General features: G+C 69.7%; 24 protein-coding genes and 1 tRNA gene. 8 read left to right on the top strand and 17 right to left on the bottom strand.

What is annotated here, in order from left to right; all coding sequences use genetic code 11:
* Positions 1 to 32: 32 nt before the first annotated feature.
* Positions 33 to 749, top strand: coding sequence for a hemolysin III family protein (locus BIU99_RS10365; protein ID WP_064296448.1), 717 nt, complete (start codon positions 33 to 35; stop codon positions 747 to 749).
* Positions 750 to 792: 43 nt separating this feature from the next.
* Here BIU99_RS10365 and BIU99_RS10370 read toward each other — a convergent pair whose 3' ends face one another.
* Both BIU99_RS10370 and mca read right to left on the bottom strand, forming a co-directional pair.
* Positions 793 to 1116, bottom strand: a complete 324-nt coding sequence (locus BIU99_RS10370) for a hypothetical protein (protein WP_079002042.1) — start codon at positions 1114 to 1116, stop codon at positions 793 to 795.
* The gene (gene mca, locus BIU99_RS10375; RefSeq protein WP_064296449.1) at positions 1113 to 1988 is read right to left on the bottom strand and encodes a mycothiol conjugate amidase Mca; all 876 of its coding nucleotides are present in this window, start codon (positions 1986 to 1988) and stop codon (positions 1113 to 1115) included. Before mca ends, BIU99_RS10370 begins: the two co-directional genes overlap by 4 nt.
* A gap of 168 nt (positions 1989 to 2156) precedes the next feature.
* On the opposite strand from mca, the gene BIU99_RS19950 reads away from it, so the two are divergent.
* Together BIU99_RS19950 and greA are read left to right on the top strand one after the other, a co-directional pair.
* Positions 2157 to 2591: a DUF4307 domain-containing protein gene (locus BIU99_RS19950; RefSeq protein ID WP_175484378.1), complete on the top strand. Its 435-nt coding sequence runs from the start codon at positions 2157 to 2159 to the stop codon at positions 2589 to 2591.
* Positions 2592 to 2747: 156 nt separating this feature from the next.
* Positions 2748 to 3239 (top strand): transcription elongation factor GreA, encoded by a 492-nt coding sequence (gene greA, locus BIU99_RS10385; protein WP_240555708.1) that lies wholly within the window; start codon positions 2748 to 2750, stop codon positions 3237 to 3239.
* An 86-nt stretch (positions 3240 to 3325) separates the two neighbouring features.
* Here greA and ilvA read toward each other — a convergent pair whose 3' ends face one another.
* Both ilvA and BIU99_RS10395 read right to left on the bottom strand, forming a co-directional pair.
* A complete protein-coding gene (gene ilvA, locus BIU99_RS10390; protein WP_064296452.1) occupies positions 3326 to 4582 on the bottom strand; it encodes a threonine ammonia-lyase in 1257 nt (418 codons plus the stop codon).
* Positions 4579 to 5901, bottom strand: a complete 1323-nt coding sequence (locus tag BIU99_RS10395; RefSeq protein ID WP_071261075.1) for an AI-2E family transporter — start codon at positions 5899 to 5901, stop codon at positions 4579 to 4581. Before BIU99_RS10395 ends, ilvA begins: the two co-directional genes overlap by 4 nt.
* Positions 5902 to 6010: 109 nt before the next feature.
* On the opposite strand from BIU99_RS10395, the gene BIU99_RS10400 reads away from it, so the two are divergent.
* Together BIU99_RS10400 and BIU99_RS10405 are read left to right on the top strand one after the other, a co-directional pair.
* Positions 6011 to 7345 (top strand): winged helix-turn-helix domain-containing protein, encoded by a 1335-nt coding sequence (locus BIU99_RS10400; protein WP_071261076.1) that lies wholly within the window; start codon positions 6011 to 6013, stop codon positions 7343 to 7345.
* 44 nt (positions 7346 to 7389) lie between these two features.
* Complete coding sequence (locus tag BIU99_RS10405; RefSeq protein WP_071261077.1) at positions 7390 to 8913, top strand: hypothetical protein; 1524 nt, start codon at positions 7390 to 7392, stop codon at positions 8911 to 8913.
* An 80-nt stretch (positions 8914 to 8993) separates the two neighbouring features.
* Here the strand turns inward: BIU99_RS10405 and BIU99_RS10410 are convergent, their stop codons facing one another.
* The 6 genes from BIU99_RS10410 to BIU99_RS10435 all read right to left on the bottom strand — a co-directional run bounded on the left by BIU99_RS10410 (position 8994) and on the right by BIU99_RS10435 (position 15035).
* On the bottom strand, positions 8994 to 9878 hold the full coding sequence (locus BIU99_RS10410) for a M48 family metalloprotease (RefSeq protein ID WP_071261079.1): 885 nt from the start codon (positions 9876 to 9878) through the stop codon (positions 8994 to 8996).
* A gap of 19 nt (positions 9879 to 9897) precedes the next feature.
* The gene (locus BIU99_RS10415; protein WP_064296457.1) at positions 9898 to 10464 is read right to left on the bottom strand and encodes a LemA family protein; all 567 of its coding nucleotides are present in this window, start codon (positions 10462 to 10464) and stop codon (positions 9898 to 9900) included.
* A 134-nt stretch (positions 10465 to 10598) separates the two neighbouring features.
* On the bottom strand, positions 10599 to 11909 hold the full coding sequence (locus BIU99_RS10420; RefSeq protein ID WP_071261081.1) for a D-arabinono-1,4-lactone oxidase: 1311 nt from the start codon (positions 11907 to 11909) through the stop codon (positions 10599 to 10601).
* Positions 11909 to 13153, bottom strand: a complete 1245-nt coding sequence (locus tag BIU99_RS10425; protein WP_071261083.1) for an alanine racemase — start codon at positions 13151 to 13153, stop codon at positions 11909 to 11911. Before BIU99_RS10425 ends, BIU99_RS10420 begins: the two co-directional genes overlap by 1 nt.
* Positions 13153 to 14409 (bottom strand): MFS transporter, encoded by a 1257-nt coding sequence (locus BIU99_RS10430; protein WP_071261084.1) that lies wholly within the window; start codon positions 14407 to 14409, stop codon positions 13153 to 13155. The genes BIU99_RS10425 and BIU99_RS10430 overlap by 1 nt, the downstream gene beginning before the upstream one ends.
* Positions 14406 to 15035, bottom strand: coding sequence for a TetR/AcrR family transcriptional regulator (locus BIU99_RS10435; protein WP_071261085.1), 630 nt, complete (start codon positions 15033 to 15035; stop codon positions 14406 to 14408). Before BIU99_RS10435 ends, BIU99_RS10430 begins: the two co-directional genes overlap by 4 nt.
* Positions 15036 to 15232: 197 nt before the next feature.
* On the opposite strand from BIU99_RS10435, the gene BIU99_RS10440 reads away from it, so the two are divergent.
* A complete protein-coding gene (locus tag BIU99_RS10440; protein ID WP_139205396.1) occupies positions 15233 to 17419 on the top strand; it encodes a hypothetical protein in 2187 nt (728 codons plus the stop codon).
* A gap of 41 nt (positions 17420 to 17460) precedes the next feature.
* Here the strand turns inward: BIU99_RS10440 and BIU99_RS10445 are convergent, their stop codons facing one another.
* From BIU99_RS10445 to BIU99_RS10455, 3 genes are all read right to left on the bottom strand, one after another.
* Complete coding sequence (locus BIU99_RS10445) at positions 17461 to 17772, bottom strand: rhodanese-like domain-containing protein (RefSeq protein WP_064296463.1); 312 nt, start codon at positions 17770 to 17772, stop codon at positions 17461 to 17463.
* Between the two features lie 275 nt (positions 17773 to 18047).
* The gene (locus tag BIU99_RS10450; RefSeq protein ID WP_064296578.1) at positions 18048 to 18302 is read right to left on the bottom strand and encodes a hypothetical protein; all 255 of its coding nucleotides are present in this window, start codon (positions 18300 to 18302) and stop codon (positions 18048 to 18050) included.
* A 98-nt stretch (positions 18303 to 18400) separates the two neighbouring features.
* Positions 18401 to 18616 (bottom strand): Lsr2 family protein, encoded by a 216-nt coding sequence (locus BIU99_RS10455; protein WP_071261087.1) that lies wholly within the window; start codon positions 18614 to 18616, stop codon positions 18401 to 18403.
* Between the two features lie 62 nt (positions 18617 to 18678).
* Here BIU99_RS10455 and BIU99_RS10460 point away from each other — a divergent pair, with 62 nt between their 5' ends.
* Both BIU99_RS10460 and BIU99_RS10465 read left to right on the top strand, forming a co-directional pair.
* Positions 18679 to 19365 (top strand): hypothetical protein, encoded by a 687-nt coding sequence (locus BIU99_RS10460; RefSeq protein WP_071261088.1) that lies wholly within the window; start codon positions 18679 to 18681, stop codon positions 19363 to 19365.
* An 83-nt stretch (positions 19366 to 19448) separates the two neighbouring features.
* On the top strand, positions 19449 to 19904 hold the full coding sequence (locus BIU99_RS10465; RefSeq protein WP_071261089.1) for a hypothetical protein: 456 nt from the start codon (positions 19449 to 19451) through the stop codon (positions 19902 to 19904).
* A gap of 83 nt (positions 19905 to 19987) precedes the next feature.
* On the opposite strand, the gene BIU99_RS10470 is transcribed toward BIU99_RS10465, so the two are convergent.
* From BIU99_RS10470 to BIU99_RS10485, 4 genes are all read right to left on the bottom strand, one after another.
* Positions 19988 to 20064 (bottom strand) — tRNA-Leu (locus BIU99_RS10470).
* 102 nt (positions 20065 to 20166) lie between these two features.
* Entirely contained in the window at positions 20167 to 21717 is a 1551-nt protein-coding gene (locus BIU99_RS10475) for an NAD(P)/FAD-dependent oxidoreductase (protein ID WP_083397291.1), read from the bottom strand.
* A 66-nt stretch (positions 21718 to 21783) separates the two neighbouring features.
* Positions 21784 to 23157, bottom strand: coding sequence for a S8 family serine peptidase (locus tag BIU99_RS10480; RefSeq protein ID WP_082916207.1), 1374 nt, complete (start codon positions 23155 to 23157; stop codon positions 21784 to 21786).
* Positions 23127 to 23648 carry a DUF501 domain-containing protein gene (locus BIU99_RS10485; RefSeq protein WP_064296467.1) on the bottom strand — a complete coding sequence of 174 codons (522 nt, stop codon included), beginning with the start codon at positions 23646 to 23648 and terminating at the stop codon, positions 23127 to 23129. Before BIU99_RS10485 ends, BIU99_RS10480 begins: the two co-directional genes overlap by 31 nt.
* Positions 23649 to 23677: the final 29 nt, after the last annotated feature.

The raw sequence follows: 23677 nt of genomic DNA on the forward strand, positions 1-23677 counted from the left end.
ACGGGTTCCGTGCCACCCCGTATCCTGGACCCATGACGAGTGGAGATCCCGAGCTGCCGAAGCTGCCGTTGCTCGAGGTCGCCGCCGACGATGCCGCCGCACCGGAGGAGGTCAAACCGACCTGGCGCGGATGGCTGCACGCCGGGATCTTCCCCATCTCGATCGTCGCCGGCATCGTCCTCGTCGTGCTCGCACAGGGTGCGGCCGCGAAGTGGAGTTCGACGGTGTTCGTGCTCACCTCGATGCTGCTCTTCGGGAACTCGGCGCTCTACCACCGGTTCTCCTGGCGACCCTCGGTCAAGCTCCTCCTCAAGCGGATCGACCACGCCAACATCTTCCTGTTGATCGCCGGCACCTACACGCCGCTCGCCGTGCTCGCGCTACCACCGGCGCAGGGCAACCTCCTGCTCGTGCTCGTCTGGGGCGGCGCGCTCCTCGGCATCGGTTTCCGCGTGTTCTGGATCAACGCCCCACGGTGGCTCTACGTCCCGCTCTACCTGGCACTCGGGTGGGGTGCGGTCGCCTACCTCGGCGACATCGCCCGCGGCAACTTCGCCACGATGGTGCTCGTCGCCGCCGGTGGCCTGTTCTACACGGTCGGCGCGGTCATGTACGCGATGAAGCGACCGAACCCCTGGCCGGGGCGGTTCGGGTTCCACGAGCTCTTCCACCTGTGCACGGTGCTCGCGTTCCTCTGCCACTGGACCGGGATCCTGCTGATCGCGATCGCCCCGGTCTACAACCGCTGACGACCCGTGGCCCGGCGCGCGGCGAGGCGTCGCGGTGGTGATGTCAGCGGGCCGACCGGTCCGACGGCGGGCGAGGGTCGTCTTCGACGCCTGCGGGGGCCGCGTCACCGGTGTCGCTCCCCGCGCGGTCCGCGGCTGCCCGCTCGGCGACCTCGGCCTGGAGCCGCTCGTCGATCTCCGCGCGGTAGTTGACCCGGCGCACGCGACGCACCATGTCGATGACGAGGAAGACGACGATGCCGGCGATGGCGAAGGTGATCACGAAGCCCCACGGTCCCGGCGTCACCTGGTTCTCGTCGAACGCCGGCGAGGGCGACGGCGACGGCGTGACCGCCAACAGGACCTCGGTGAACAGGTGGTGCATCATGCGGTTCCTTCGCTGGTGTCGATGCCGTCGAACAGCTCCGACTCTGGAGTGGTCGACGCGACGTGCGACGTGACCAGTTGGTAGTCCTCGAACGGCCATGCGGCACGGAGGACGTCGTTGGGCCAGAAGAAGAACGGTGAGTCCGGCGGCACCTGGCTGCCGTGCGCCCGGAGCGCGGCGTCGCGAGCCTCGAAGAAGTCGCCGACGGGCACGTGCGTCGTCGCGAGATCGGGCCGGCCGGCCATCCACTCCCGCATCTCGGCCAGTCGCTCGACCGCCGGGTCGTCGGGGTGGTGCTCCAGCAGGTAGGCGTACACGGCCTCGAGCCGGGCGGGGCTGAACGAGCGGTCGTAGTACAGCTTGTCGACGCGCCAGGGGTCGCCCGCTTCGGGATAGCGCGTGGGATCGGCCGCCGCTTCGAACGCGGCGACGCTCACCTCATGGCACCGGATGTGGTCCGGGTGCGGGTAGCCCCCGTTCTCGTCGTAGGTGATGATGACCTGCGGTCGGAAGGAGCGGACGATGCGCACGAGCACACCGGTCGAGACCTCGAGGGGGATGTCGGCGAAGCTCGCGGGTGGGACCGTACCGTCGTCGCGGGCCATCCCGCTGTCCTGATAGCCGAGCCACCGGTGCTCGATGTCGAGGATCTCCTGCGCCGCGGCCATCTCGAGGCGACGGTACCCGGGGAGGTCGCGCTCGATCATCGCGACGTCGGCGAGTCCGGGGTTCTGGAGGTCGCCGCGTTCACCACCCGTGCAACTGACGACCATGACCTCGGCGCCGAGGCTCCGGTAGTGCGCGAGGGTCGCCGCCCCCTTGCTCGACTCGTCGTCGGGGTGCGCGTGCACGGCGAGCAGTCTCATGGTCATGGTGCTCCGCCTTCCGGCTGGTCTGCGCGAGGGGACCGCTTCGCGACTCGTGACGTGACGACGCGGTCGGGACTCCGCATCCAGGAAGAGGCAATACGCTTGAGGTGTCGACCTCGAGGCGTCTCGCACTCCTGGTCCAGCTTAACCGTTCGAACCGGAGCCCGTGACGTGACCTCTCCCTTGCAGGATGCCGGCCCCCAGGACGCCATCGCGGCGCGCTACGGACGCACCCCTGGCAACCGTGCCCGTGACCGCCGCCTGATCTGGCTGGCCGCCGCAGCGTTCGCCGTCGTCTTCATCGCGTGGGTCGTGTGGGCCGGTCTCGACGGCAGTCGGCCGAGCATCGAGTCGCGCAACACGGCGCACGAGATCGTCGACGACACGATGGTCAGCGTGTCCTTCGAGGTCACCGGTCCGCAGGACACCCCCATGGCCTGCTCGGTCCAGGCACTCAACGAGCAGTTCGCGGTCGTCGGATGGAAGATCGTCGAGCTGCCGCCGTCCGAGCAGCGCACCCGCACCTTCACGGAGAGCGTCCGCACCACGGAGCTCAGCAACACCGGCGTCGTCGACACCTGCTGGGTGGTCGAGCACCGCTCCTGACCAGCGAGGGCGTCGGCGCGCGAGCCACACTCCCGCGCCGATCGTGCGATACTCGAAGACAGTACTTCATACGCCCCGGCATTCCGCCGGGGCGTCTGGCATATGACGGGCGTTTCGGCCGTCATGTGCGGACCCACCATGCAAAGGAGTTCCATCGTGTCCGAGCAGATCCAGGAGACGTTCCTCACCCAGCAGGCCTTCGACCGACTGCAGGCGGAACTCGAACACCTCAGCACGACGGGCCGCGAGGAGATCGCCAAGCGCATCGAAGCGGCTCGCGAAGAGGGCGACCTCAAGGAGAACGGCGGCTACCACGCCGCGAAGGACGAGCAGGGCAAGCAGGAGGCCCGCATCCGGACGCTCACGCAGATGTTGCGCGACGCCAAGGTGAGCGAGGCACCGCAGTCCACCGGTGTCGTGGAGTCCGGCACCGTCATCACGGCGGTCGTCGCGGGCGGCGAGGAGCGGTTCCTGCTCGGCAGCCGCGAGATCGCGGGCAACACCGACCTCGACGTCTACAGCGAAGGCAGCCCGCTCGGTGCCGCCATCCTCGGTCTGAAGATCGGCGACAAGACCACCTACGAGGCGCCGAACGGCAAGGAGATCACGGTGTCGATCAGCGCGGTGGAGACCTACACCGGTTCCTGATCCGGCAGGTCGCGTCGTTCGCGACCGACCAGACGCAGCAGGGCCCCGCCGACACGGCGGGGCCCTGCTGCGTTCCGGCAGTCGGATCAGTCGTCGACGATCTGCGGGTCGTACCCCGCCTCGCGGAGCGTCTGCACGACGAGGTCGCGGTGGTCGGGACCGCGCGTCTCGATGCTGAGCTCGAGTTCGACGTCGCTGATCTGCAGGCCGTGTCCGTGTCGGGTGTGCAGCACCTCGATGACGTTCGCATTGGCCTGCGCGACGAGCTCCGCCGTCCGTGCGAGCTGGCCCGGCCGGTCGGGCAGTGGGATGCGCAGGGTCAGGTAGCGGTCAGAGGCCGCGAGTCCGTGACTGACGACCCGCTGCAGCAGGAGGGGGTCGATGTTGCCGCCGGAGAGGATGGTGACCGTCGTGCCGGTCGGCTCGATCTTCCCGGCCAGGATCGCCGCGACACCGGCGGCTCCGGCAGGTTCGACGACGAGCTTGGCGCGCTCGAGGAGGACCACGATGGCCCGGGCGAGGTCGTCCTCGCTGACGGTGACGACCTCGTCGACGAGCGCGCTGATCATCTCGAAGTTGAGCTCACCGGGACGGGCCACGGCGATGCCGTCGGCGATGGTCGGCTGCACGGCGATGGTCGTCGGGGTTCCGGCTTCCAGCGACACCGGGTACGCGGCCGCGTTCGCCGCCTGGACGCCGATCACCCGGATGGTGCGTCCTTCGAGGGCCGCGCGCTGCTTCATGACCCCCGCGACACCCGAGATGAGCCCGCCGCCGCCGATCGGCACGATGACCGTCTCGACGTCGGGGACCTCCTCGAGGATCTCGAGACCGAGCGTGCCCTGCCCGGTGATGACGTCCGGGTGGTCGAACGGCGGGATGAGGATGGCACCGGTCTCCGCGGCGAACTCGGCGGCGGCGATCAGCGGTTCCGCCACCGTGTGGCCGCGCAGGATGACGTGCGCACCGTAGTCGCGCGTGGCGGCGAGCTTCGGGAGCGGGACGCCGACGGGCATGAAGATGGTCGCGGTGATGCCGAGCTCGCGGGCGGCGAAGGCGACGCCCTGCGCGTGGTTGCCCGCCGAGGCGGCGACGACGCCGCGCGCCCGCTCCTCGGGGGTGAGGCTCGACATGCGGTTGTACGCGCCGCGGATCTTGTAGGAGCCGGTGCGCTGGAGGTTCTCGCACTTGAGATGCACGGGCACGCCGAGGACGTCGGCGAGGTAGCGGGAACTCTCCATCGGCGTGCGCTGGACGGTGCCGACGAGGGTGTCCCTGGCTCGCTCGAACGCGGCGAGCGACGGGCCGGGGAACACGGGTGTGGTGGTCGTTGTATCGGTCATGGTGTGCGGGGTCCTGGACTTTCTGGGGACGAGGTCTCTCGGAGGTCTTCGCTGGGGTGCTGGGGCTCCTGATCGCCTGGGCGATCCTGCGGCTCGTGGGACGAGCGGGAGCCCGGACGGATTCGCCTGGGGCTCGGGACGGTCTGCCAGATGGCGCCGTCGGTACCCGGTTCCGGCGGCGCACTGCCGCCGGTCCGCCACGTGCCGCTGGCGATGGTGTGGACCATCACGTTGATCACGGCCACCACGGGCACCGCGAACAGGGCGCCGGGGATGCCGGCGACGAGCGTGCCGCCCGCGACGGCGAGGACGACGGCGAGTGGGTGCACCTTGACGGCCGTACCCATGATGAGCGGCTGCAGGACATGCCCCTCGAGCTGCTGGACGAGGAGCACGACACCGAGCATGAGCAGCGCGATGACCGGACCGTTGTAGACGAGCGCGAGGAAGACGGCCACGGCTCCGGTCACGACGGCACCGACGATCGGCACGAATGAGCCGAGGAACACGAGCACGGCGACCGGGATCGCGAGCGGGACGCCGAGGAAGAACGCGCCGAGTCCGATACCGACCGCATCGATCGAGGCCACGAGGATCTGCGTGCGGACGTAGTTGCCGAGCGTCCGCCATCCTGCGCGACCGGCGCTGTCGACGGCGGGACGTGCCCGCTGCGGGAAGACGCGCACCGTCCAACGCCAGATCGTCCGACCGTCGATGAGCATGAACAGCAGACAGAAGAGCGTCAGGAAGACGCCCGTCGCGACATGGCCGAGCGTCGAACCGATCGACAGGGCGCCTGAGAGCAGGACCTGGCTGTCCTGCTGAAGCGAGTCGAACGCCTGGGCGATGAAGTCGTTGAGCTGCGTCTCGGTCACGTGCAACGGGCTGGCGAGCAGGAAGGCCTTGAAATCGCCGTAGGCGGTCATGGTGCGGGCCTGTACGGAGGCGAACTGCGAGGTGATCTGCGAGATGGCGAGGAAGATCAGTCCGCTCACCACGGAGAGCGTGCCGACCATCGCGAGTGCGATGGCGAGGCCCTTCGGCCATCGGTGACGCACCAGGACGTCGACGAGAGGCTTCAGCAGCGCGGAGACGAGGACGGCGATGAGGAGCGGGATGACGATGAGGCGGAGCTGCACGACGAGGAAGACGAGCAGCGCGACGACCGCGGCCACCAGCAGGATCCGCCAGGACCACGCTGCGGCCACGCGCATGCCGCGCGGGACGCTGCTCGATCCGCTCAGGTCCGGTTCGCGCACGGGCGAGGCCGCTTCGGGGAGGAAGCGTCCCCACCAGGTCTTCGGAGTGTCGTCCGCCATTGCTCAAGTGTAGGGCTGGCACATGTCGGTGAGCGCATGCGGACACCGGTGGGCGGCGGCGCCTCCGCAGTGCACGGCGGGTGTCCGACGCCGGTGCTAGCGTCGGGCCGTGTCCGCTTCCCTCTCCCCCGCCCTCGCCCGACGGATCGCGCTCGGTGCGCAGGGACTCGGCGCCCCGCAGCGCACGACCCCGGCGGGTACCCGCACCCTGCGCTCGACGATCGACCGGCTGGGGCTCCTGCAGATCGACTCCGTCAACGTGTTCGAGCGCAGTCACTACCTGCCGCTGTTCGCGAGGCTCGGCGGGTACGACAAGACACTGCTCGATCGCTTGACGCTCGGAGCCGACGCGCCCCACCTCGAGTACTGGGCGCATGAGGCGGCCTTCATCCCCCGCGACTCGTGGCCGCTGTTCCGGTGGCGGATGGACGCGCACCGCGCGAAGCATGCCGGCGACGAGACCACCTGGGCGAGCCAGAACACGGAGATGTTGGACTGGGTGCGAGCACTCCTCCGCGTCGAGGGGCCACTGAAGGCGAGTGAGATCGAACACGACGCGAACGTCCGACGCGGACCCTGGTGGGGATGGTCCGATGTGAAGCGGGCGTTGGAGGTCCTGTTCCTCTACGGCGAAGTGGTCACGGCCGGTCGCGACCGGTTCGAACGCCGTTACGCACTGGCCGAGCAGGTGCTCCCGCAGCACCTCCTCGACCTCGACATCGACCGGGCCGATGCGATCCGTGCGCTCGTCGAGCAGGCCGCCGCAGCGCACGGCGTCGCGACCGTCGCCGACCTCGCGGACTACTTCCGGATCAAGCCGCAGACCGCGGTCCGCCGGGCGGTCGACGAGCTCGTGGACGCCGGTGTCCTCGAACCCGTGACCGTGGCCGGCTGGGAGCGACGCGGCGGGCCGCAGGAGGCATGGTTGCACCGCGACGCCCGACGGCCGCGGCGGATCGAGGGGGCCGCGCTGCTCAGCCCGTTCGACCCGGTCGTCTGGTTCCGCGAACGCGCCCTCCGCATGTTCGGGCTCCACTACCGGATCGAGATCTACACGCCGGAGCCCAAGCGGGTCTACGGCTACTACGTGCTCCCGGTCCTCATCGACGGCGAGATCGTCGCGCGCGTCGACCTGAAGAGCGACCGTCAGGCCGGGGTCCTGCGGGTCCAGTCCGCCTGGTTCGAGCGTGGACACCAGGATGCCGTCGTCAGGGGGCTTCGTCCCGTCGACGATGACGCGATCGCGGGACGCCTGGCGGAGCTCCTCGGCCAGACGGCCCACTGGCAGGGACTCGATGCGGTGGCCGTCGTCGACCGCGGGACGCTGGCGGCACCGTTGGCGCACGCCGTCGGCACCCGGCTCCTCCCACTCACGCCGGACATGGGCACTACTCCCCATGCTCAGCCTGCACAATCACTCTCAGGAGATACACAACAACTATAGGATTGGCGGGCACCTTCATGGTCCGAAACGAGGGGAACCCGCCCATGAGCAACGACGACACCACACCACAGCAACCAGGCCCGCCGAACCCGGGCGAGCAGCAGCACCAGCCGTCCCAGGGCGACCAGCAGCCCTCGTACCAGCAGGGTCAGGAGCAGCCCAACCCGTACCAGTCCGGACAGCAGCAGACGCCGAACCCGTACCAGTCGGGCCAGCAGCAGACGCCGAACCCGTACCAGTCGGGCCAGCAGCAGACCCCGAACCCGTACCAGCAGGGTCAGCAGAACCCGTACCAGTCCGGACAGCAGCAGACTCCGAACCAGGCACCCCCGGCTCCCTACGGTCAGCAGACCGGACAGCAGACCGGCGCGCAGAACCCGTACCAGCAGGGCCAGCAGCCCAACGGCCAGTACGCGACGGCGCAGAACCCGTACGCGACCGGCGCTCCGAAGCAGCCGATGGACCCGAAGCAGAAGAAGCGGATCATCCTGTGGTCGTCGATCGCCGGTGGCGCACTCGTGCTCATCGCTGCAGCCGCCATCACCATCGGTGTGCTGAACACCACGGCGTTCGGCCCGCAGGCGAAGGTCGAGGAATACCTCAAGGCCATCGCCGCCGGGGACGCGAAGCTCGCGACGAGCCTCGTCGCGCCGGACCCGTCGATCGTCGGCAGCACCGACGACGAGTCTGCAGAGCCCGAGGCCACGCCGGACCCCTCCGCGTCGGCCGATCCGGATGCGGACGCCGAAGCCGAGGCTCCGGCCGCCGTCAAGCCGACCGCGCTGCTCACCAACGAGGTCCTCAAGGGCGCCGACGAGCGCATCAAGAACCCCGAGGTCGGCCGGGTCTACAACCGCAACGGCGAGGCACGCGTGCAGGTCACGTACGAACTCGCCGGCAAGAAGTACGAGGACTCGGTCACGCTCGAGAGCGAAGGCAAGCAGTTCCTGTTCTTCGACCAGTGGAAGCTCGCCAGCTCCCTCGTCGGCAGCATCAACGTCTACACCGGTCTCGGTGGCACGGCGTTCAGCGTCAACGGCGTCAACTTCGACGGCGCGTCCGACGAGAGCCTCTTCGCCTACCCGGCGGTCTACACGATCGCTCCGCCGGAGAGCAAGTTCCTGCAGGGCGACGCGCAGACCGTCACCCTCACGTCGTACACGGCCGGTGAGGGCTCAGCCTTCATCGACATCGACGTGACCGCCACCGAGGCGCTCACGACCGAGGTCACGAAGCAGGTCGTCGCGATGATCGAGAAGTGCCTCGACGTCACCACGCTCGACACCAGCTGCGGCGTCATGCCGGACTGGCAGCAGAAGCAGTTCACGAGTGTCGGCCCGGTGACCTGGACGCTCACCTCTCCCCCGACCGTCGAGGTCGATGAGAGCGGTTCGTACTTCTACACCTCGGACGGCCGCATCGACGGCTCGTTCGACGCCTCCTGGTACGGCAGCGCCGTGGCGGGTCAGCAGGTGTGGGACACGTACCTGAACTTCCCCGGCAAGATCACGATCGACGCCGATGACAAGGTCACGGTGACGTTCGACTCCGACGAGCAGACCGAGTAACGGTTCTCGCCTGAACGCCGAATGGGGCGGCACCTCCGGGTGCCGCCCCATTCGTGTGTCCGGGGCCTGGACGCCCTCGCCTAGAAACCGTCGCCGATGGTGCTCAGGCGCTTGATCCGCTCGACGAGCGGCGGGTGGGTGCTGAACAGGCGGGCGACCGCGCCGGGCTTCAACGGGTCGGAGATCCAGAGGTGCGCCATGGACGAGTTCTGCTTCGCCATCGGTCGGCCGTACGCGGCGAGCTTCCCCAGCGCGCTCGCGAGCGCTTCCGGATGACGGGTCGTGAGGGCCCCCGTCGCGTCGGCGAGGTACTCACGCTGCCGCGAGATGGACAGCTGCACGAGCGTCGCGAGCAGCGGCGCCACGAGCATCGCCACGATGCCGATGATGAGCATCACGGGGTTGCCGCCGTTGTTGTTGTTCCGGTTGCCGCCTCCCCAGATCGTCATCCGGAGGAGCATGTCGGAGAGGAACCCGATCGCGACGACGAGGCCGAAGACGACCATGGACACGCGGATGTCGTAGTTGCGGACGTGACCGAGCTCGTGGGCCATGACCCCCTCCAGCTCGGCGTCGTTGAGGATCTCGAGGAGGCCGGTCGTCGCGGCCACCATCGCGTGCTGAGGGTCGCGACCCGTCGCGAACGCGTTGGGTGCCGGGTCGGCGATGAGGTACACCTCGGGCATCGGTGTCCCGGTCGTGATCGCGAGGTTCTCGACGATGCGGTACAGCCTCGGGTTGTCGGCCAGCTCGATGCGCTGCGCTCCGGTCATCGCGATGGCCTGACGCCCCGCGAAGAAGTACTGGATCACCGCGTACACGACGGCCACGACAAGGACCACGATCGTGATCGTCAGGTTCTGGTAGAGATACCCCGCGAGCCAACCGAGGCCGCCGATGATGACCAGGAAGACGACGAAGATCAGGACCGTGTTGAGCTTGTTCCTGGCGATGGCGCGGTACATGGGACTGCGCTACCGCACGTCAGAACTGGACGCGCGGCGGTTCGGCGATCGCCGCGTTGTCGGTGACCTCGAAGAAGTCGTGCTCCGAGAACCCGAGACCCTTGGCGAACAGGTTGTTCGGGAACACCTTGACCTTGGTGTTCAGCTCCCGGACACCGCCGTTGTAGAAGCGGCGCGAGGCTTGGATCTTGTCCTCGGTGTCGACGATCTCGGACTGGAGCTGGAGGAAGTTCTGGCTCGCCTGGAGCTGCGGGTAGGCCTCCGCGACGGCGAAGATGCTCTTCAGCGCCTGCTGCATGTGGGTCTCGGCCTCACTCACGGCCGCCGGTCCCTGGGCGGTGAGCGTTTCGGCACGAGCCTTCGTCACGTTCTCGAACACCGCTTTCTCGTGCGCCGCGTACCCCTTGACCGCCTCGATGAGGTTCGGGATCAGGTCGGCGCGCCGTTTCAGCTGGACGGTGATGTCGCTCCACGCCTCCTCGACTCGCACGTTCAGCGTCACGAGCGAGTTGTACGTCACCCAGAAGTAGATGCCGACGATGACGACCAGGGCGACGACGATGAGGACTGGGATCAGCCATTCCATGAGGATGGGCTCCTTGTGAGTCGATGGAGAGCGGGTCTGCCCATTCTACCTGCGACCCGCCGGTGCCCTTGGGGAGTTCGGAGGAAGCACGCAGCAGGCGTGCAGCGCGGACGCACCGGACTCCCGGCCGGCTGTCACTCGCCGAGGACGCGGGCGAGGTAGCGGTTCCCGAACAGGCGGCCGGGGTCGAGGTGGTCGCGGAGGCGGGTGAACTCGTCGAAGCGAGGATAGGCGCCACGCAGGGACGATGCGTCACGGCCGTGCAGTTTGCCCCAGTGGGGCCGACCGCCCAGCTCGATCATGATCGCCTCGACGGCGCGGAAGTACTCCCCCGGGTCCTCGCGGAAGAAGCGATGCACGGCGACGTATCCGGTCGCGCGTCCTGATGCGGTGGAGAGCCACAGCTCGTCCGCCGCTGCGACCCGGACCTCGATGGGGAAGGAGATCCGCCACCCCCGCTCCTCGATGAGCGTGCGGATCCGGGCGAACGCGGTCGGGAGGTGCTCGAGCGGCACCGCGTACTCCATCTCCACGAACCGCACCGTGCGGCTCGTGGTGAACACCCGCGGCGACCGATCGGTGAACTCTCGGTCGCCGACGAGGCGGTCCGCGAGCCGGTTCACGCGCGGGACGATGGCCGGCGCGACGACGCCCGTGTTGCAGAGGACCCGGTAGACCCCGTTGGCGAGGAGCGTGTCGTCGATCCACTTCGCGACCGGGCGGAGTGGCTGCGTGGGCGCATCACCCGGCAACCGGTGGTTCGTCTTGGTCAGGGCGGTCGCGGTGTGCGGGAACCAGTAGAACTCGAAGTGGTCGACGGCGGCGGCCCGGTCGAGCAGGGTGGGCAGCAGCTCGTCGAGCGACTCCGGCCGTTCCACCGCGTGCAGCACGAACGCCGGGACGCACTGCAGCGTCACCTCAACGAGGATCCCGAGCGCCCCGAGCCCGAGCGCCAGCGCCGGGAGGAGCCCTGGCTCCTGCTCGGCGTCCGACGTCAGCAGCTCGCCGTCCGCCGTCACCATCGTCACCCCGACGACCTGCGTCGCGATACCGCCGAACGCCATCCCGGTCCCGTGCGTGCCGGTGGAGATCGCACCGGCGACGGACTGACGGTCGATGTCGCCGAGGTTCGGCATGGCGAGACCGAACGGTTCGAGGAGACGCGGGATGTCGTGGAGGCGCGTGCCGGCGCGGAGGGTCACCCGGCTGCGTTCCCGATCGACCCTGATCAGTCCACTCAGGGCGTCGAGCTCGAGCAGCACACCGGGCGCCACGGCGATCCCGGTGAAGCTGTGTCCGGCTCCGACCGCCTTGATCGGGAGGCCCGCTCCCGCTGCAGCACGCACGAGGCGCTGCACCGCGCCGACCGAGTCGGGCCGCTCGACCCGCACGGGCCACGCCCGCTCGGTGCGCGCCCAGTTCGTCCACGCCGTCGCCCTGCCCATCAGACGAACCCCTGCCCTTCGCCGCGGTACGTCGGTAGGACGGCTTCCACCCCGTCGTCCCCGACCACGTGGAAGGCGTCCACCCGTTCACTGAGCTCCCCGGACTTCGTGTGCCGCAACCAGACGCGGTCGCCGAGCCTGAGCGACGCCGCCGCAGCCCCGGCGACCGGCGTCTGCACTTCGCCGGCCATCTCGCGCGGGAGCATCTCGAGGCCCTCCGGCCACGCGATGAGCGGGAGGCGGTCGAGCCCCGGCGGACCGGAGGCGACCCATCCGCCGCCGAGGATTGTCGCCAGTTCCGGCGACGGCTTCCGGACGACCGACAGACCGAACGCCGCAGCCGGTGCCGGCGTGAACGCCCGGTAGTGGTCGAAGAGGTGTCCGCCGAAGACGCCACTCCCCGCCGCGATCTCGGTCACCGAGTCGTCGGACGCGGTCAGCTCCAGGGATCCCGTCCCACCGCCGTTGACGAACTCCAGATCCGCGACCGCTCGGACCTCCTCGACCACGGCGGCACGACGTTCCCGGAGTTCGGCCCACGAGCGTCGCTGGATCGCGCGGAGCGCAGCCGACCACGCCGGTCGCCCCGCGAGGTCGTCCCCCTGCCCGGCGATCTGCGCCTCATAGGCCATGATCCCGACCAGGCTGAAGCCGGGTCGAACGGCGACCGCCTCCGCGAGAGCCCGGACCTCGTCCGGCGTGCGCAGGGGCGAGCGGCGGACACCGACGTGGCCGAGGGCGGGCGCACGGAAGGAGGCGTCGAGCTCGATGCACACGCGGATGCGCGCGCGTCGCTCCGGGGGTGTCACCGCGTCGACGAGGTCGAGGTGGTCGAGGGAGTCGATCATGAGGGTGACCCGCGAGGCCGCATGTTCGTCGGCTGCCAGCCGTGCGATGCCACCGCGCTCCGCCGTCGGGTAACCGACCACGATGTCGTCCACCGTCTCGGACAACCAGAGCGCCTCGGACAGGGAGTAGGCCAGCACACCGGCGTACCCGGGTTGTCTGAGGAGCGCGTCGATCACCGCTCGCACGCGGATGGACTTGCTGGCGACGCGGATCGGTTTCCCCGCAGCACGTCGGAGCATGTCGTGCGTGTTGTGGCGGAGGGCTCCGAGATGCAGGACGGCGACGGGCGAGTCGACGTCCGAGACGGCCCGCTCGATACCGCCCCAGTACCGTCTCGGGTCGAGCCAGGGCATCGGCTCGGACACCCGGCCGCCGGCGGTCAGTTCGATGGTCATCAGCGCACTCCTCGTACTCGGGTGACAGCGACCGCCCCTGCGACGGCGCAGGCCGCGGAGACGAGGTAGAGGCCGGCGAATCCGCCGAGCCAGGCGACGAGGCACGCGCCGATGAGCGGGGCGACCGCCTGCGGCACCGCCTGGGCGATGTTCATGATGCCGAGGTCCTTGCCGTGCGACGCCGGGTCCGGCAGGACCTGCGTCGCCAACGCCTGGTCGACCGACATGAAACAGCCGTAGCCGAGCCCGATCAGTGCCGCCGAGACGAACCCCATCGGCAGTGAGGGCCAGATCGCGAGCAGGAGTGCGGCGAGCGCCTGTGAGGCGGAGGCCGCGACGACGAAGACGCGTCGTCGTCCGATGCGGTCGGACAGACGGCCGAGCAGGATCGAGGACCCGACGACGAACACCGTGTAGACGATCGTGACCAGCAGCAGGTCGGTCTCGGCGTCGGCGTCCCCCAGCCCGAAGAGCAGGAAGTAGAAGAGCAGCGAGGTGCTGAAGGCGTTGCCGAGGTTCACGAGGACGCGGCTGAGCATGGTCCAGGCGAAGTCGGGGTGCCGTCGCGGTGAGATCCAGAGGCTCTCCAGGAGCGCGTGCACGGTGAGCGTCACGGGTCGATCACCCGTCGGGAGTGGATCGGGCAGCCGGAGGAACGGTACGACGAGCACGATGAGGAGGACGGCGAGTGCCAGGTACCCGACGGCCATCCGGGTGCCGAGCAGGAGCAGGAGGGCGATGCCGAGGATGACCCCGACGGCCTGCGGAGCGGAGATCCAACCCGAGACGAAGCCGCGCTGTCCGACGGGCACCTGATCGGAGATGGTCGCGGTGAGCGCCGCTCCCAGGATGCAGAAGCCGATGATAGCGAGGCACCAGCAGACGCCGATGCCGATGATGCCGGTCTGGAGGCCGAGGAGGACGAGCCCCAGGGCGAAGACGAGCGCACCACCTGCGATCCACGGGCGGCGTCTCCCGAACCGCGACCGCGTGCGATCGGACAGGGCGCCCGTCAGCGGATACACGATGATCGAGCAGAGTCCGGCCGCCCCGGCGACGACCCCGAAGGCGACGACGCTGTCCACCCAGTGCTCGGGAGCGAGCGTCGCGTCGATCTGCGCGGGCAGGAGGAGCTGCAGCGGGGCGAGCTGGGCCATCCAGACGCCCAGCCAGGCGACCGCGAAGGCGGCGACCCATCGCCCGGTGACCCGTCGGTCGGCCGAGTGGTCGACTGCTGCGGTGCCGAGGCCGCTCATCTCGGCCCCGGTTCGGCGAGGGTTGCGACGAGGTGCGCCACCGTCCCGACGAGTCGCCGGGCTTCGGCGTCGTCGCGTCGCACCAGCCAGCCGAGTGTCAGCCCGTCGGTGAAGGCGATGACGGTCCGCGCGATCTCGTCGACCGGCTGGGTCCAGGTGCTGCCGCTGACCGTGGCGGCGAGCGCGAGCGCCTCACACGCGAGCTCCTCGTACCGCCGGTACTGCTCGAGCGCGAGGTGCTCGAGGCCCGGCGTCCGCATCGCGTAGGCACTGAGCTCCTGCATCGCCGCCTCTCGAGCCGGATCGGCGCGGAGGAGGTCGACGTAGCGTTCGAGGCCGGCATGGACGACGGCCGCGAGGGTGGGCGGATGCTCCTGACCGGCGTCCGCGTCCGTCAGCAGTTCGCCGACGTCGAGGACGACGCGTTCATGCTCGACGACGTGTGCGACCAATTCGGCGAGGAGCTCGTCGCGGGAGGCGAAGGCGTAGTGGAAGCTGGCGAGCGACATCCCGGCCTCGGCCACGATGGCCCTGGTCGTGGCGGCGGCGACGCCCTCGGCTGCGACGACGCGGAGGGCGGCCCTGATGAGCTCGGCTCGTCGGTCGACGACGGAGATCCTCGGCATCGCAACCCTTCCCGGGGCGCCTGCGGGTCGTGCCACTCCATCGCGGTCGACTCGACTGGGACGGATGACCCAGTCGGGCCAGTATGGCCGACCGCCCGCCGGAGCGCACCTGTCGCGACCGTTTTCCCGTGCGGATCGGCCGAGAATGTGACCCGATCTGGCGCGGGAGGTTGACTTCCCGCAGTGATCTTGGGGGAATGGAAACGGTGACCGGGGAACACGCGCGCGCAGGAACAGGAGTCCGATCGAATCGCTCGATCGGACGCGTCGCGATCCTTCTCGCCGTCTTCCTCTCGGCCGGACTCTGGACGACGACCATTGCGGGTCCTGCATCCGCGACGCCCGAGCCGCTCCCCACCCCGAGTGAGAGCGCTGCGACGCCGACTCCGCCGCCCCTCGACGGGCCGACCATCACGAGTCCCGATTCCGGTTCCTTCATCGGCAGCGGCAGCACCACGGTCACCGGCACGAAGGACGCCGGCACGGGGGTCCAGTTGCAGGTCGGCGACGGTCTCGAGCCGGTCTGCATCCTGCCGCAGGACGACGGCACCGACTGGTCCTGCACGATCGACCTGCCCGACGGCGGCGGACTGCTCATCACCGCCGTCGAGGTCGGCGGTCCGGAGACGCTCTCCGCGCAGATCTCCGTTTCCGCGCTCGGCCCGCCCACCATCACCGCGGGGACGCCGAGCAACGGCGGCGTCCGCGGCACCGCCTACCCCGGGGCGACGGTCACGGTCCGTGCCGACTCCGGCGCCACCTGCAGTTTCGCGGCGGACAGCTCCGGAAGTTGGTTCTGCGTGCTGGGCGAGCCGCTGCCGTCCGGCGACCTCTCCGTGACGGCGACGCAGCAGGCGTCGTTCAGCGGCAGTGAGCGCTCCGACGCGTCCGCCCCGGTCGTGCTCACCGTCGACCGCGACGCTCCGGCCCCGCCCGTGATGTCCTCACCGACGGCCGGGCAGGCGATGCCGATCTCGGCGGCCAGCTACGCCGGCACCGGCGAGGAAGGCGCGACCGTCACGGTCTTCGCCGACTCGACGTCGGTCTGCACGGCGGTCGTCACCGGTGGCGCCTGGAGCTGCTCGGGCGGTGGCGTGCCGGCGGGCGCGCACGTCGTCCTCGCGATCCAGCAGGATGCCGCCGGCAACACGAGTGGGGCGAGCAGGGCGATCACCCTGACGTTCGGCGATGCATCGGCCACGCCGGCACCGTCCGCCTCCCCATCGCCGTCCGACGGCACCGAGCCCGCGCCCGCGCCTGGGACACCCGCTCCGGGCACGCAGCAGCCGACCCCGTCGCCGAGCGGCGAACCGGCACCCGGTGCCGCCCCGCCCACCGGTGGTGGCGGCCTCTGGTCGGGGACGACGCCGTTCACGCAGACCCTCGCCTCCACGATCGACGGCCGCGGCCAGCCGGTGTGGTGGCTCGCCGCCCTTCTCGCCCTCGCGGCAGTGGCGCTCATCGCCATCCCGGCCCGACTCCTCGCGACCTCCATCGCCCCCTGGCGCGCCACGATCGCCGACCGTCGTCGTGCAGCAGTGACCGGGCGCAATCGACCGAGGGACGAGTTCGAGCGGGTCCCGTCGGTCCCGCTCCCGAGTCGCACGGTGCTGGCCGTCGTCACCGCCGTGCTCGCGGCAGGCATCCTCATGTTCGCGCACCCCGTGAGCGGTCAGCCGGCGTATCTCCGGCTGTGGTTCGCCTCGCTCGTCGCCGTGGTCGCGATCAACGTCGTGGGCCTCCTCGCGCAGCTCGTCGTCGCCCGCCGAGCCGGTCTGGGGTCGATGCGCGTCAGCGTCCGTGTCGGCGGACTGGTGACGGTCGGCATCGTCACCGCGCTCTCACGCCTGCTGGCCCTCCAGCCGGCTCTCCTCTTCTCGCTGCTGACCGAACTCCGCCCGACCCGGAGACCTGAAACGCATGACGTCGGTTCGACAGCCTCGGTGGAGGCCGATTCCGATGCCATCACGCCACGCATCGCGGGTCGCCTCGCGCTGGCCCGGATCGCTGCGGCCGCCGGGCTCGGTTCGATCGCCTGGCTCGGTTCGACCTTGGCCGGCGAGCCGAACGGTGGTGTCGGCGCGATGCTGGTCGAGGCGGTGAACCTGACCGCAATCGCAGGGATCGGATCCGCGTCGATCGCGCTCCTCCCCCTCGGGCCACTCGGTGGACGCGCCATCCTCGCCTGGTCGAAGCCGGCGTGGCTCGGCAGCGCGTTCGTGGGCTTCACCCTGCTGTTCGGACTCCTGGGCCCGACGGCGACGGTTCCGGGTGCGGGCGACACGCTCGTCGGACTCCTGCTCGGTTCACTCGCGTTCGCGGCGGTCGGAGCCGGGACCTGGGCCTGGAACCGTCACCTCCGGCCGCTGATCGACGCGCGCTGACCGACGGCCGAACGCTCGACGGTCGGTCGGCCCGTCAGGCCTCAGCCGGCGTCGGCGGGACGCTCGACCGGCAGGCCGCTCGCAGCCCACTCGGAGATGCCTCCGGTGACGTTCACGGCGTCGTAGCCCTGCTGCTCGAGGTAGCCCGTGACGCGGGCGCTGCGGCCACCGGAGTGGCACATGACGTACACGGTCTCTTCGCGGGGTACCTCGTCGAGGTGGTCGAGGAAAGACGACATCGGCAGGTGCCGGGCACCGGGCACGCTGGCGACGGCAACCTCATCGGCTTCGCGGACGTCGATGATGACGGCCTGCTCGAGCTTGCTCAGTTCGGTGGGGGTGATCTCCTGCATCGTTTCAGCCTACCGTCGAGGACGTGCGGTCGGGCCGGGAGATGCGGCGGGCAAGCGTGAGGGCGAGGTAACCCGAATACCTCGCCCTCACTTGAGGCGTCTAGCAACCGGTCGACCAAGAAGCTTGCGGCTTCCGGGACCGGCTCACGGGTGACGCCCCCACCTCGAAGGTAGCGGACGGGAGGCACCTTGCGTGACGCAACACCGCCGTGTCGCGTTCGCGTCGTCCGTTTTGCGAACCCCGTTCAGGGGTCAACACCCGAGGCATCGTTGTCTCAGTGCGCGCTGTCGGGATCGCGAGGGATGTGGAGCTCGCCTGGGTCGACGTCGACGTCGCCGTTGTCGTCAGGACCACCCGTGCCGGGGGCGACATCGATCATGCCGGAGGCGATGTCGGGATCGCGGACGACGGGCTGCCCGTCGTCCTGCTTGGCCGCCGTCTCCGCTTCGCTGGAGGGGCTGTACGCGCGGTCCTTGCTCGTCTGCTCGTCGTCGTTCAGTGCGTGGTCGTGGTCGCTCGGAGTACTCATGCTGAGCACGCTAGTCGCGCTCCCTCGCCCGGCAGGGACCCTTGCAGGATCGAGGCGAACGTGCAGAGACGGGTACAGCGCGCTGTGCGGGCGTCAGCTCAGTGCAGGCGGCGGAGCGACGCCGACGCGATGACGGGTCGTGCGGCCTCGACGTACGACGCAAGCGTCTCGCGCAGTGCCTCCGCGTTGTCGTCGGTCAGGTCGATCTCGTAGTTCTCGCCGTCGATGCCGAACCGGACCGTCTCCCCCAGCCCGCGGGGGATGTCGGAACCGTCGAGGTCGTCGACGAGCGTCGTGATCGTGCGGGTAGCCATGCGTCCATCCTTCCATGGGAACGGCGGTGCGACGGAGACTCGAGGCACCATATGCTCACGTCATGGAGGATGCGACGAAGTGGGACGCGACGTTGCGAAACGTCCCTCGCAGTGCGTGGCCCCAGCTCCTCGGTGAGCACTCGGGGCTACCCGGTCCACGAGCGAACCTCAGTCTCCTGGAGGCGCTGCTCGCCCAGGCGGATGAGGCCGATGCCCGCATGCTCCTCGATGACGGCGGTGAGTACCAGGCGATGTGCGCTGCCGCCGTCCTCGGAAGCCGTGCCGATCGGTCCGGGCCCGAGGGCATCGCCCGCGAGCTGGCCGCAGACGCCCGATGGCGGGTCCGCGAAGGAGTGGCCATCGGTCTGCAACATCTCGGAGACAGGAACGCAGCAGCGCTCACGGACGTCACTCGCGGATGGGCCGCAGACGCGTCGCCGCTCGTGCAACGCGCTGCCGTCGCAGGGATCTGTGAGCCGCGACTGCTCCACGACCCGGCTGTCGCAGCGGCGGCCATCGAGGTGTGCCAGATGACGACGGCGTTCCTGGCCGCGCTGCCGCCAGAACGAAACCGACAGCACGACGCCAGAGCACTCCGACAGGCACTCGGGTACTGCTGGAGCGTCGCGGTGGCTGCCCGGCCCGGAACGGGCCTTCCCGCGTTCCGCGAGCTCGACGAGCGGCACCCCGATGTCGCGTGGATCATCCGGGAGAACCGACGGAAGGCGCGCCTGTCGTCGTTGCTCTGACGCCGCTCGTTCGCCGCCATCGGCCCACGGAGTCGGCGGAGCGCTCGACGAGGGGCGAGCGTGGTCGGAGCTATCCTCCGAGCATGGGGTTTTCCTTGTGGGGTCTGATCGTCGGACTCGCGGTCCTGGCACCGAACCTCTTGCTGTTGCGGTTCCCACCGACCGTCCCCATCCCCGCCACGCGGGCACCTCGTCCGCTGATCTGGCTCGAACGTGCAGGTCAAGCGTCGTGCCTGGTGGTCCCGGCCATCACCGCACCGGGAGTTCCCATGTGGGGGTGGGCGATCCCGGCGCTCGTCGCGTTGGCGGGGTACTACACGCTGTGGGGTCGGTATCTGCTCGGCGGTCGCGACGGGACCATGCTCTACCAGCGCTGGTGGTGGGTGCCGATTCCGATGGCAGTCTTCCCGGTCGTGGTGTTCTTCTGTGCCGCAGCGTGGCTGAGCAACCCGTGGATCGCCGGCGCGGCAGCAGTCCTCGCCGCGGGGCACCTCCCGGTGTCCGCGATGGCCTCGCCGTCCGGTCGAACCCGGCGGTGAACCGCTCGCACAACCCACGACCCGTGCATTTCATCAGGAAAGGGGCCGACACGGTGGGGGCGGCTTGGGCCGAGGAGGCAAAGTGGTACCCCCGGTGGGGTTCGAACCCACACTGCGGCGATTTTAAGTCGCCTGCCTCTGCCAGTTGGGCTACGGGGGCGTGCACCTCATCGTATCGAGGCGCCGAACGCCGAGAGGCGCATGCCCCGGCGGACCGGATGACATGCGCCTCTCGAGGAACGGAGCTGGGCTCCGGACCGGACTACTTGTTCGCGCTGACTTCCTCAGCGGGCGTCGCGTAGGCCTGCTCGTCGTCGGCACCGGTGGGGGCGCCGGTGCCGGCAGGAGCCTCTGCAGCAGGTGCCTCGGCGGCGGGCGCTGCGGCCTCGGCCGGGGCGGCCTTCGGCTTGCGCTTCACGGGAGCCTTGCGAGCGGGCTTCTCAGCCGCTGCGGGAGCCGCCGGAGCTGCTGCGGGGGCCGCAGCGTCTGCCGGGGGCTTCGGGCGCGATGCGAAGGTCTCGAAGGCCTCACGCGGGTTCTGCACGGCCGACAGGGAGACGATGTCGCGTCCGAGCCAGAAGTTGTTCCACCAGCCACCGAACACGCGGAACTTGCGCTCGAAGCTCGGCATGGCCAGCCCGTGGTACCCACGGTGAGCGAACCAGGCCGGGAGGCCCTTGATCGCGAGGTTGCCGGACTGGAAGACACCGACGCCGATGCCGAGACCGGCGACCGCACCCATGTTCTTGTGGAAGTAGTTCTTCGGCTCCTCGCCACGGAGGACCGCGGTGATGTTCTTCGCGAGGAGCTTGCCCTGACGGACGGCGTGCTGAGCGTTCGGCACGCAGAAGCCGCCGACGCCACCACCGCTGAGGTCGGGGACGGCGGAGACGTCGCCGGCCGCCCAGGCGCCCTCGACGATGTCGTCGTCGGTGCCGACACGGAGGTCGGCGCGGGTCTTGATGCGACCGCGCTCCTCGACGGGGAGGTCGCCACCGCGGACGACGCCCGGGTTCGCCATGACACCGGCGGTCCAGACGATGAGGTCGGACTCGAACGACTCACCGGTCGAGAGCTCGATCTTGCCGTCGACAGCCGACTGCAGCTGCGTGTCGAGGTGCACGAGCGCGCCGCGCTCGGCCAGGTTCTTGAGGACCCAGTGGCTCGTCTCGATCTTGACCTCGGGCATGATGCGACCCATGGCCTCGATGAGGTGGAAGTGCGTGTCCTCGAAGGACAGCTGCGGGTAGAACTTCAGCAGCGAGCTCGCGAACGAACGCAGCTCGGCGAAGACCTCGATACCGGCGAAGCCGCCACCGACGACCGTGAAGGTCAGGAGGCGGTCGCGCTCGGGACCCGCCGGCAGGTTCGCGGCCTTGTCGAAGTTGGAGAGCACGCGGTCGCGGATCGCGACGGCCTCTTCGATGGTCTTGAGCCCGATCGCGGTGTCGGCGACACCGGGGATCGGGAAGGTACGGGAGACGGCTCCGGCGGTGACGACGATGATGTCGTAGTCGACCTCCCAGGGCTCACCGACCTCAGGCGTGATGGTCGCCTTCTTCTCGGCGTGGTTGATGCCCGTGACCTTGGCGGTGATCACGTTGGTGTGCTTCAGGTGACGACGCGGCGAGACGACCGCGTGACGCGGCTCGATGGAACCGGCGGCGACCTCCGGCAGGAAGGGCTGGTAGGTCATGTAGGGCAGCGGGTCGACCATGGTGACTTCGGCCTCACCACGACGAAGCTGCTTCTCGAGCTTCCATGCGGTGTAGAACCCGGCGTAACCACCACCGACGATCAGAATTTTGGGCACGGCGAACGATCTCCTACGTCAAGACGATTGGTTCAGATGAGTGTCTGAGAATATCGGAACAGAGTACTACTTCTGCAGCACCCGCTTGAAATGCCTGGTAGCGCCTATGACACCGAGCGTGACCAGGCTACCAGTTCCGAGGAGGAGCGCCAGTGGCAGCGAGCCGTAGAGCAGGGTGCTCGGCGTCGGGAGGAAGGGGTTGGCGCGCACCTCGACGGCTTCGTTCTCCGGGATCGCCGGGGGTACCGGCTCCGGTGTCGGCGACGGCTGCTCGGCACCCGGATCGGGATCGGGGACCTGCGGTGCCCGTCGGTAGAGCGTGATCCAGTCGGACAGCTGCTGCTCCGGCGAGGTCGTCGCCGGACCGACGGAACCGCTGACCGCCTTTGCGGCGTCGATGAGACCTGCACCGTAGATGGGGCTCTGCGCGGAGTCGCCCACCTGCTTCGCCGTCGCCGTCACGCGCTTGATGGCGTCGGCGGCGCTGAGCTCCGGCCAGGCGGAGCGGACGAGGGCCACGAGGCCGGAGACGATCGGCGCCGCCCCGCTCGTCCCCTGCCACTGCACGTAGGACCCGGCGGGCGTCACCCCGACGAGTTGCTCACTCGGCGCAGCGACGGCGATCGTGATGCCCTGGCTCGAGGCGTCGAAGCTCGCCGACCCCGTGCGATCCACACCGGCGACGGTCAGCACGCCCGGGATCGTCGCCGGAGCACCGACCTCGACCGTCCCACTCCCCCGGTTGCCCGCTGCAGCAACCACGACCACGTCGTGCGAGAAGGCGTAGAGGAAGGCGTCGTCCCAGCTCGTCGGCCAGTCGAGACTGTTGCGCGTCAGGGACATGTTGATGACGTCCGCGCCATTGTCCACCGCCCAACGGACAGCGGTCGCGATCTGGTCGTCCCAGGGGACGACGGCCGACCCGTCGGAGCCGAACCCGACCGAGACGGAGAGCAGGCGCGCCTCGGGGGCCACGCCGATGACCCCGGCACCGCCCGTGCGACCACGACCGGCGATCATCGAGGCGACCAGCGTCCCGTGCTCGCTCCCCTCGGAGCCCACCGGAGTCCGGCCGTCGGGACTCCCGAGCCCGGAGACGTCGACGCCGCCCGCGACCGCGCCGGTCATCTCCGCCGGCCCGCTCGCGATACCGGTGTCGATCACGGCGACGGTGACACCGGCGCCCTTCGTCGTCTCCCAGGCCGTCGTGAAGCCGTAGTCGCCGAGCCAGTACTGCATGTCGCGCACCGTGTCCGCCGACGCCGGGAGCGCCTGCGTCCCCACGAGCAAGAACGCCAGGAGCACCGCGGACAGCGCCGACAGCGCACCGCGGAGGCCGCGCGGACGACGACGGTCTCCGCGTCGCGGTCCGTCACTCCCCCACAGGCGACCCCCGTCGCGTGCGGGGCCTATCCCTGCCCCGCCTGGCCGTCCGCGCATGCGCACACCTCGGGGCTCCAGCTCGCGCGGTCGAGCGCGAGGTCGCCGATGGGGTTGACGCCCGGACCAGCCGCAAGGGCGTGGCCGACGAGCGCGTGGAGGCACTTGACCCGCACCGGCATGCCGCCGGCGGAGATCCCGTCGATCTCGGCGACCTCGGCGATGGAGGTGCGGTCGGCGAGGTAGGCCGTGTGCGCGGTGGCGTAGGCAGCGCGGACCGCTTCGTCCTCGGCCAGGAGCTCGTTGTACTCGTTCATCACCTGGGTCGCCTCGAGCGAGGAGACCGCGGCCGTGGCGGCCGGGTGGGTCAGGTAGTAGAACGTGGGGAACGGCGTGCCGTCGGCCAGGCGAGGAGCGGTGGAGACGACCGTCGGGGCGCCGCAGACACAGCGCGCCGCGATGCCGACGACGTTCCGCGCCGGGCGTCCCAGTTGCGCCGACACGATCTCGACGTCGCGCTCGGAGACGGGGCCGAAGGGAGGGGTGCTCATGGTTCCATTATCGCCGGGTTCACCACTGC

This window comes from Plantibacter sp. MMLR14_011, assembly GCF_001865025.1.
In the GTDB taxonomy this organism is placed as follows: Bacteria; Actinomycetota; Actinomycetes; order Actinomycetales; family Microbacteriaceae; genus Plantibacter; species Plantibacter flavus_A.

What these genes read in the sequence shown, in the direction of transcription:
- BIU99_RS10435 (WP_071261085.1), bottom strand. Translation starts at nt 15,035, where the DNA reads ATGCCGAGGATCTCCGTCGTCGACCGACGAGCCGAGCTCATCAGGGCC.
- BIU99_RS10420 (WP_071261081.1), bottom strand. Translation starts at nt 11,909, where the DNA reads ATGGGCAGGGCGACGGCGTGGACGAACTGGGCGCGCACCGAGCGGGCG.
- BIU99_RS10485 (WP_064296467.1), bottom strand. Translation starts at nt 23,648, where the DNA reads ATGAGCACCCCTCCCTTCGGCCCCGTCTCCGAGCGCGACGTCGAGATC.
- BIU99_RS10415 (WP_064296457.1), bottom strand. Translation starts at nt 10,464, where the DNA reads ATGGAATGGCTGATCCCAGTCCTCATCGTCGTCGCCCTGGTCGTCATC.
- BIU99_RS10450 (WP_064296578.1), bottom strand. Translation starts at nt 18,302, where the DNA reads ATGAGTACTCCGAGCGACCACGACCACGCACTGAACGACGACGAGCAG.
- BIU99_RS10365 (WP_064296448.1), top strand. Translation starts at nt 33, where the DNA reads ATGACGAGTGGAGATCCCGAGCTGCCGAAGCTGCCGTTGCTCGAGGTC.
- BIU99_RS10395 (WP_071261075.1), bottom strand. Translation starts at nt 5,901, where the DNA reads ATGGCGGACGACACTCCGAAGACCTGGTGGGGACGCTTCCTCCCCGAA.
- BIU99_RS10455 (WP_071261087.1), bottom strand. Translation starts at nt 18,616, where the DNA reads ATGGCTACCCGCACGATCACGACGCTCGTCGACGACCTCGACGGTTCC.
- mca (WP_064296449.1), bottom strand. Translation starts at nt 1,988, where the DNA reads ATGACCATGAGACTGCTCGCCGTGCACGCGCACCCCGACGACGAGTCG.
- BIU99_RS10370 (WP_079002042.1), bottom strand. Translation starts at nt 1,116, where the DNA reads ATGATGCACCACCTGTTCACCGAGGTCCTGTTGGCGGTCACGCCGTCG.
- BIU99_RS10410 (WP_071261079.1), bottom strand. Translation starts at nt 9,878, where the DNA reads ATGTACCGCGCCATCGCCAGGAACAAGCTCAACACGGTCCTGATCTTC.
- BIU99_RS10430 (WP_071261084.1), bottom strand. Translation starts at nt 14,409, where the DNA reads ATGAGCGGCCTCGGCACCGCAGCAGTCGACCACTCGGCCGACCGACGG.
- BIU99_RS10425 (WP_071261083.1), bottom strand. Translation starts at nt 13,153, where the DNA reads ATGACCATCGAACTGACCGCCGGCGGCCGGGTGTCCGAGCCGATGCCC.
- BIU99_RS10440 (WP_139205396.1), top strand. Translation starts at nt 15,233, where the DNA reads ATGGAAACGGTGACCGGGGAACACGCGCGCGCAGGAACAGGAGTCCGA.
- BIU99_RS10480 (WP_082916207.1), bottom strand. Translation starts at nt 23,157, where the DNA reads ATGCGCGGACGGCCAGGCGGGGCAGGGATAGGCCCCGCACGCGACGGG.
- BIU99_RS10405 (WP_071261077.1), top strand. Translation starts at nt 7,390, where the DNA reads ATGAGCAACGACGACACCACACCACAGCAACCAGGCCCGCCGAACCCG.
- BIU99_RS10465 (WP_071261089.1), top strand. Translation starts at nt 19,449, where the DNA reads ATGGGGTTTTCCTTGTGGGGTCTGATCGTCGGACTCGCGGTCCTGGCA.
- ilvA (WP_064296452.1), bottom strand. Translation starts at nt 4,582, where the DNA reads ATGACCGATACAACGACCACCACACCCGTGTTCCCCGGCCCGTCGCTC.
- BIU99_RS10445 (WP_064296463.1), bottom strand. Translation starts at nt 17,772, where the DNA reads ATGCAGGAGATCACCCCCACCGAACTGAGCAAGCTCGAGCAGGCCGTC.
- BIU99_RS10460 (WP_071261088.1), top strand. Translation starts at nt 18,679, where the DNA reads ATGGAGGATGCGACGAAGTGGGACGCGACGTTGCGAAACGTCCCTCGC.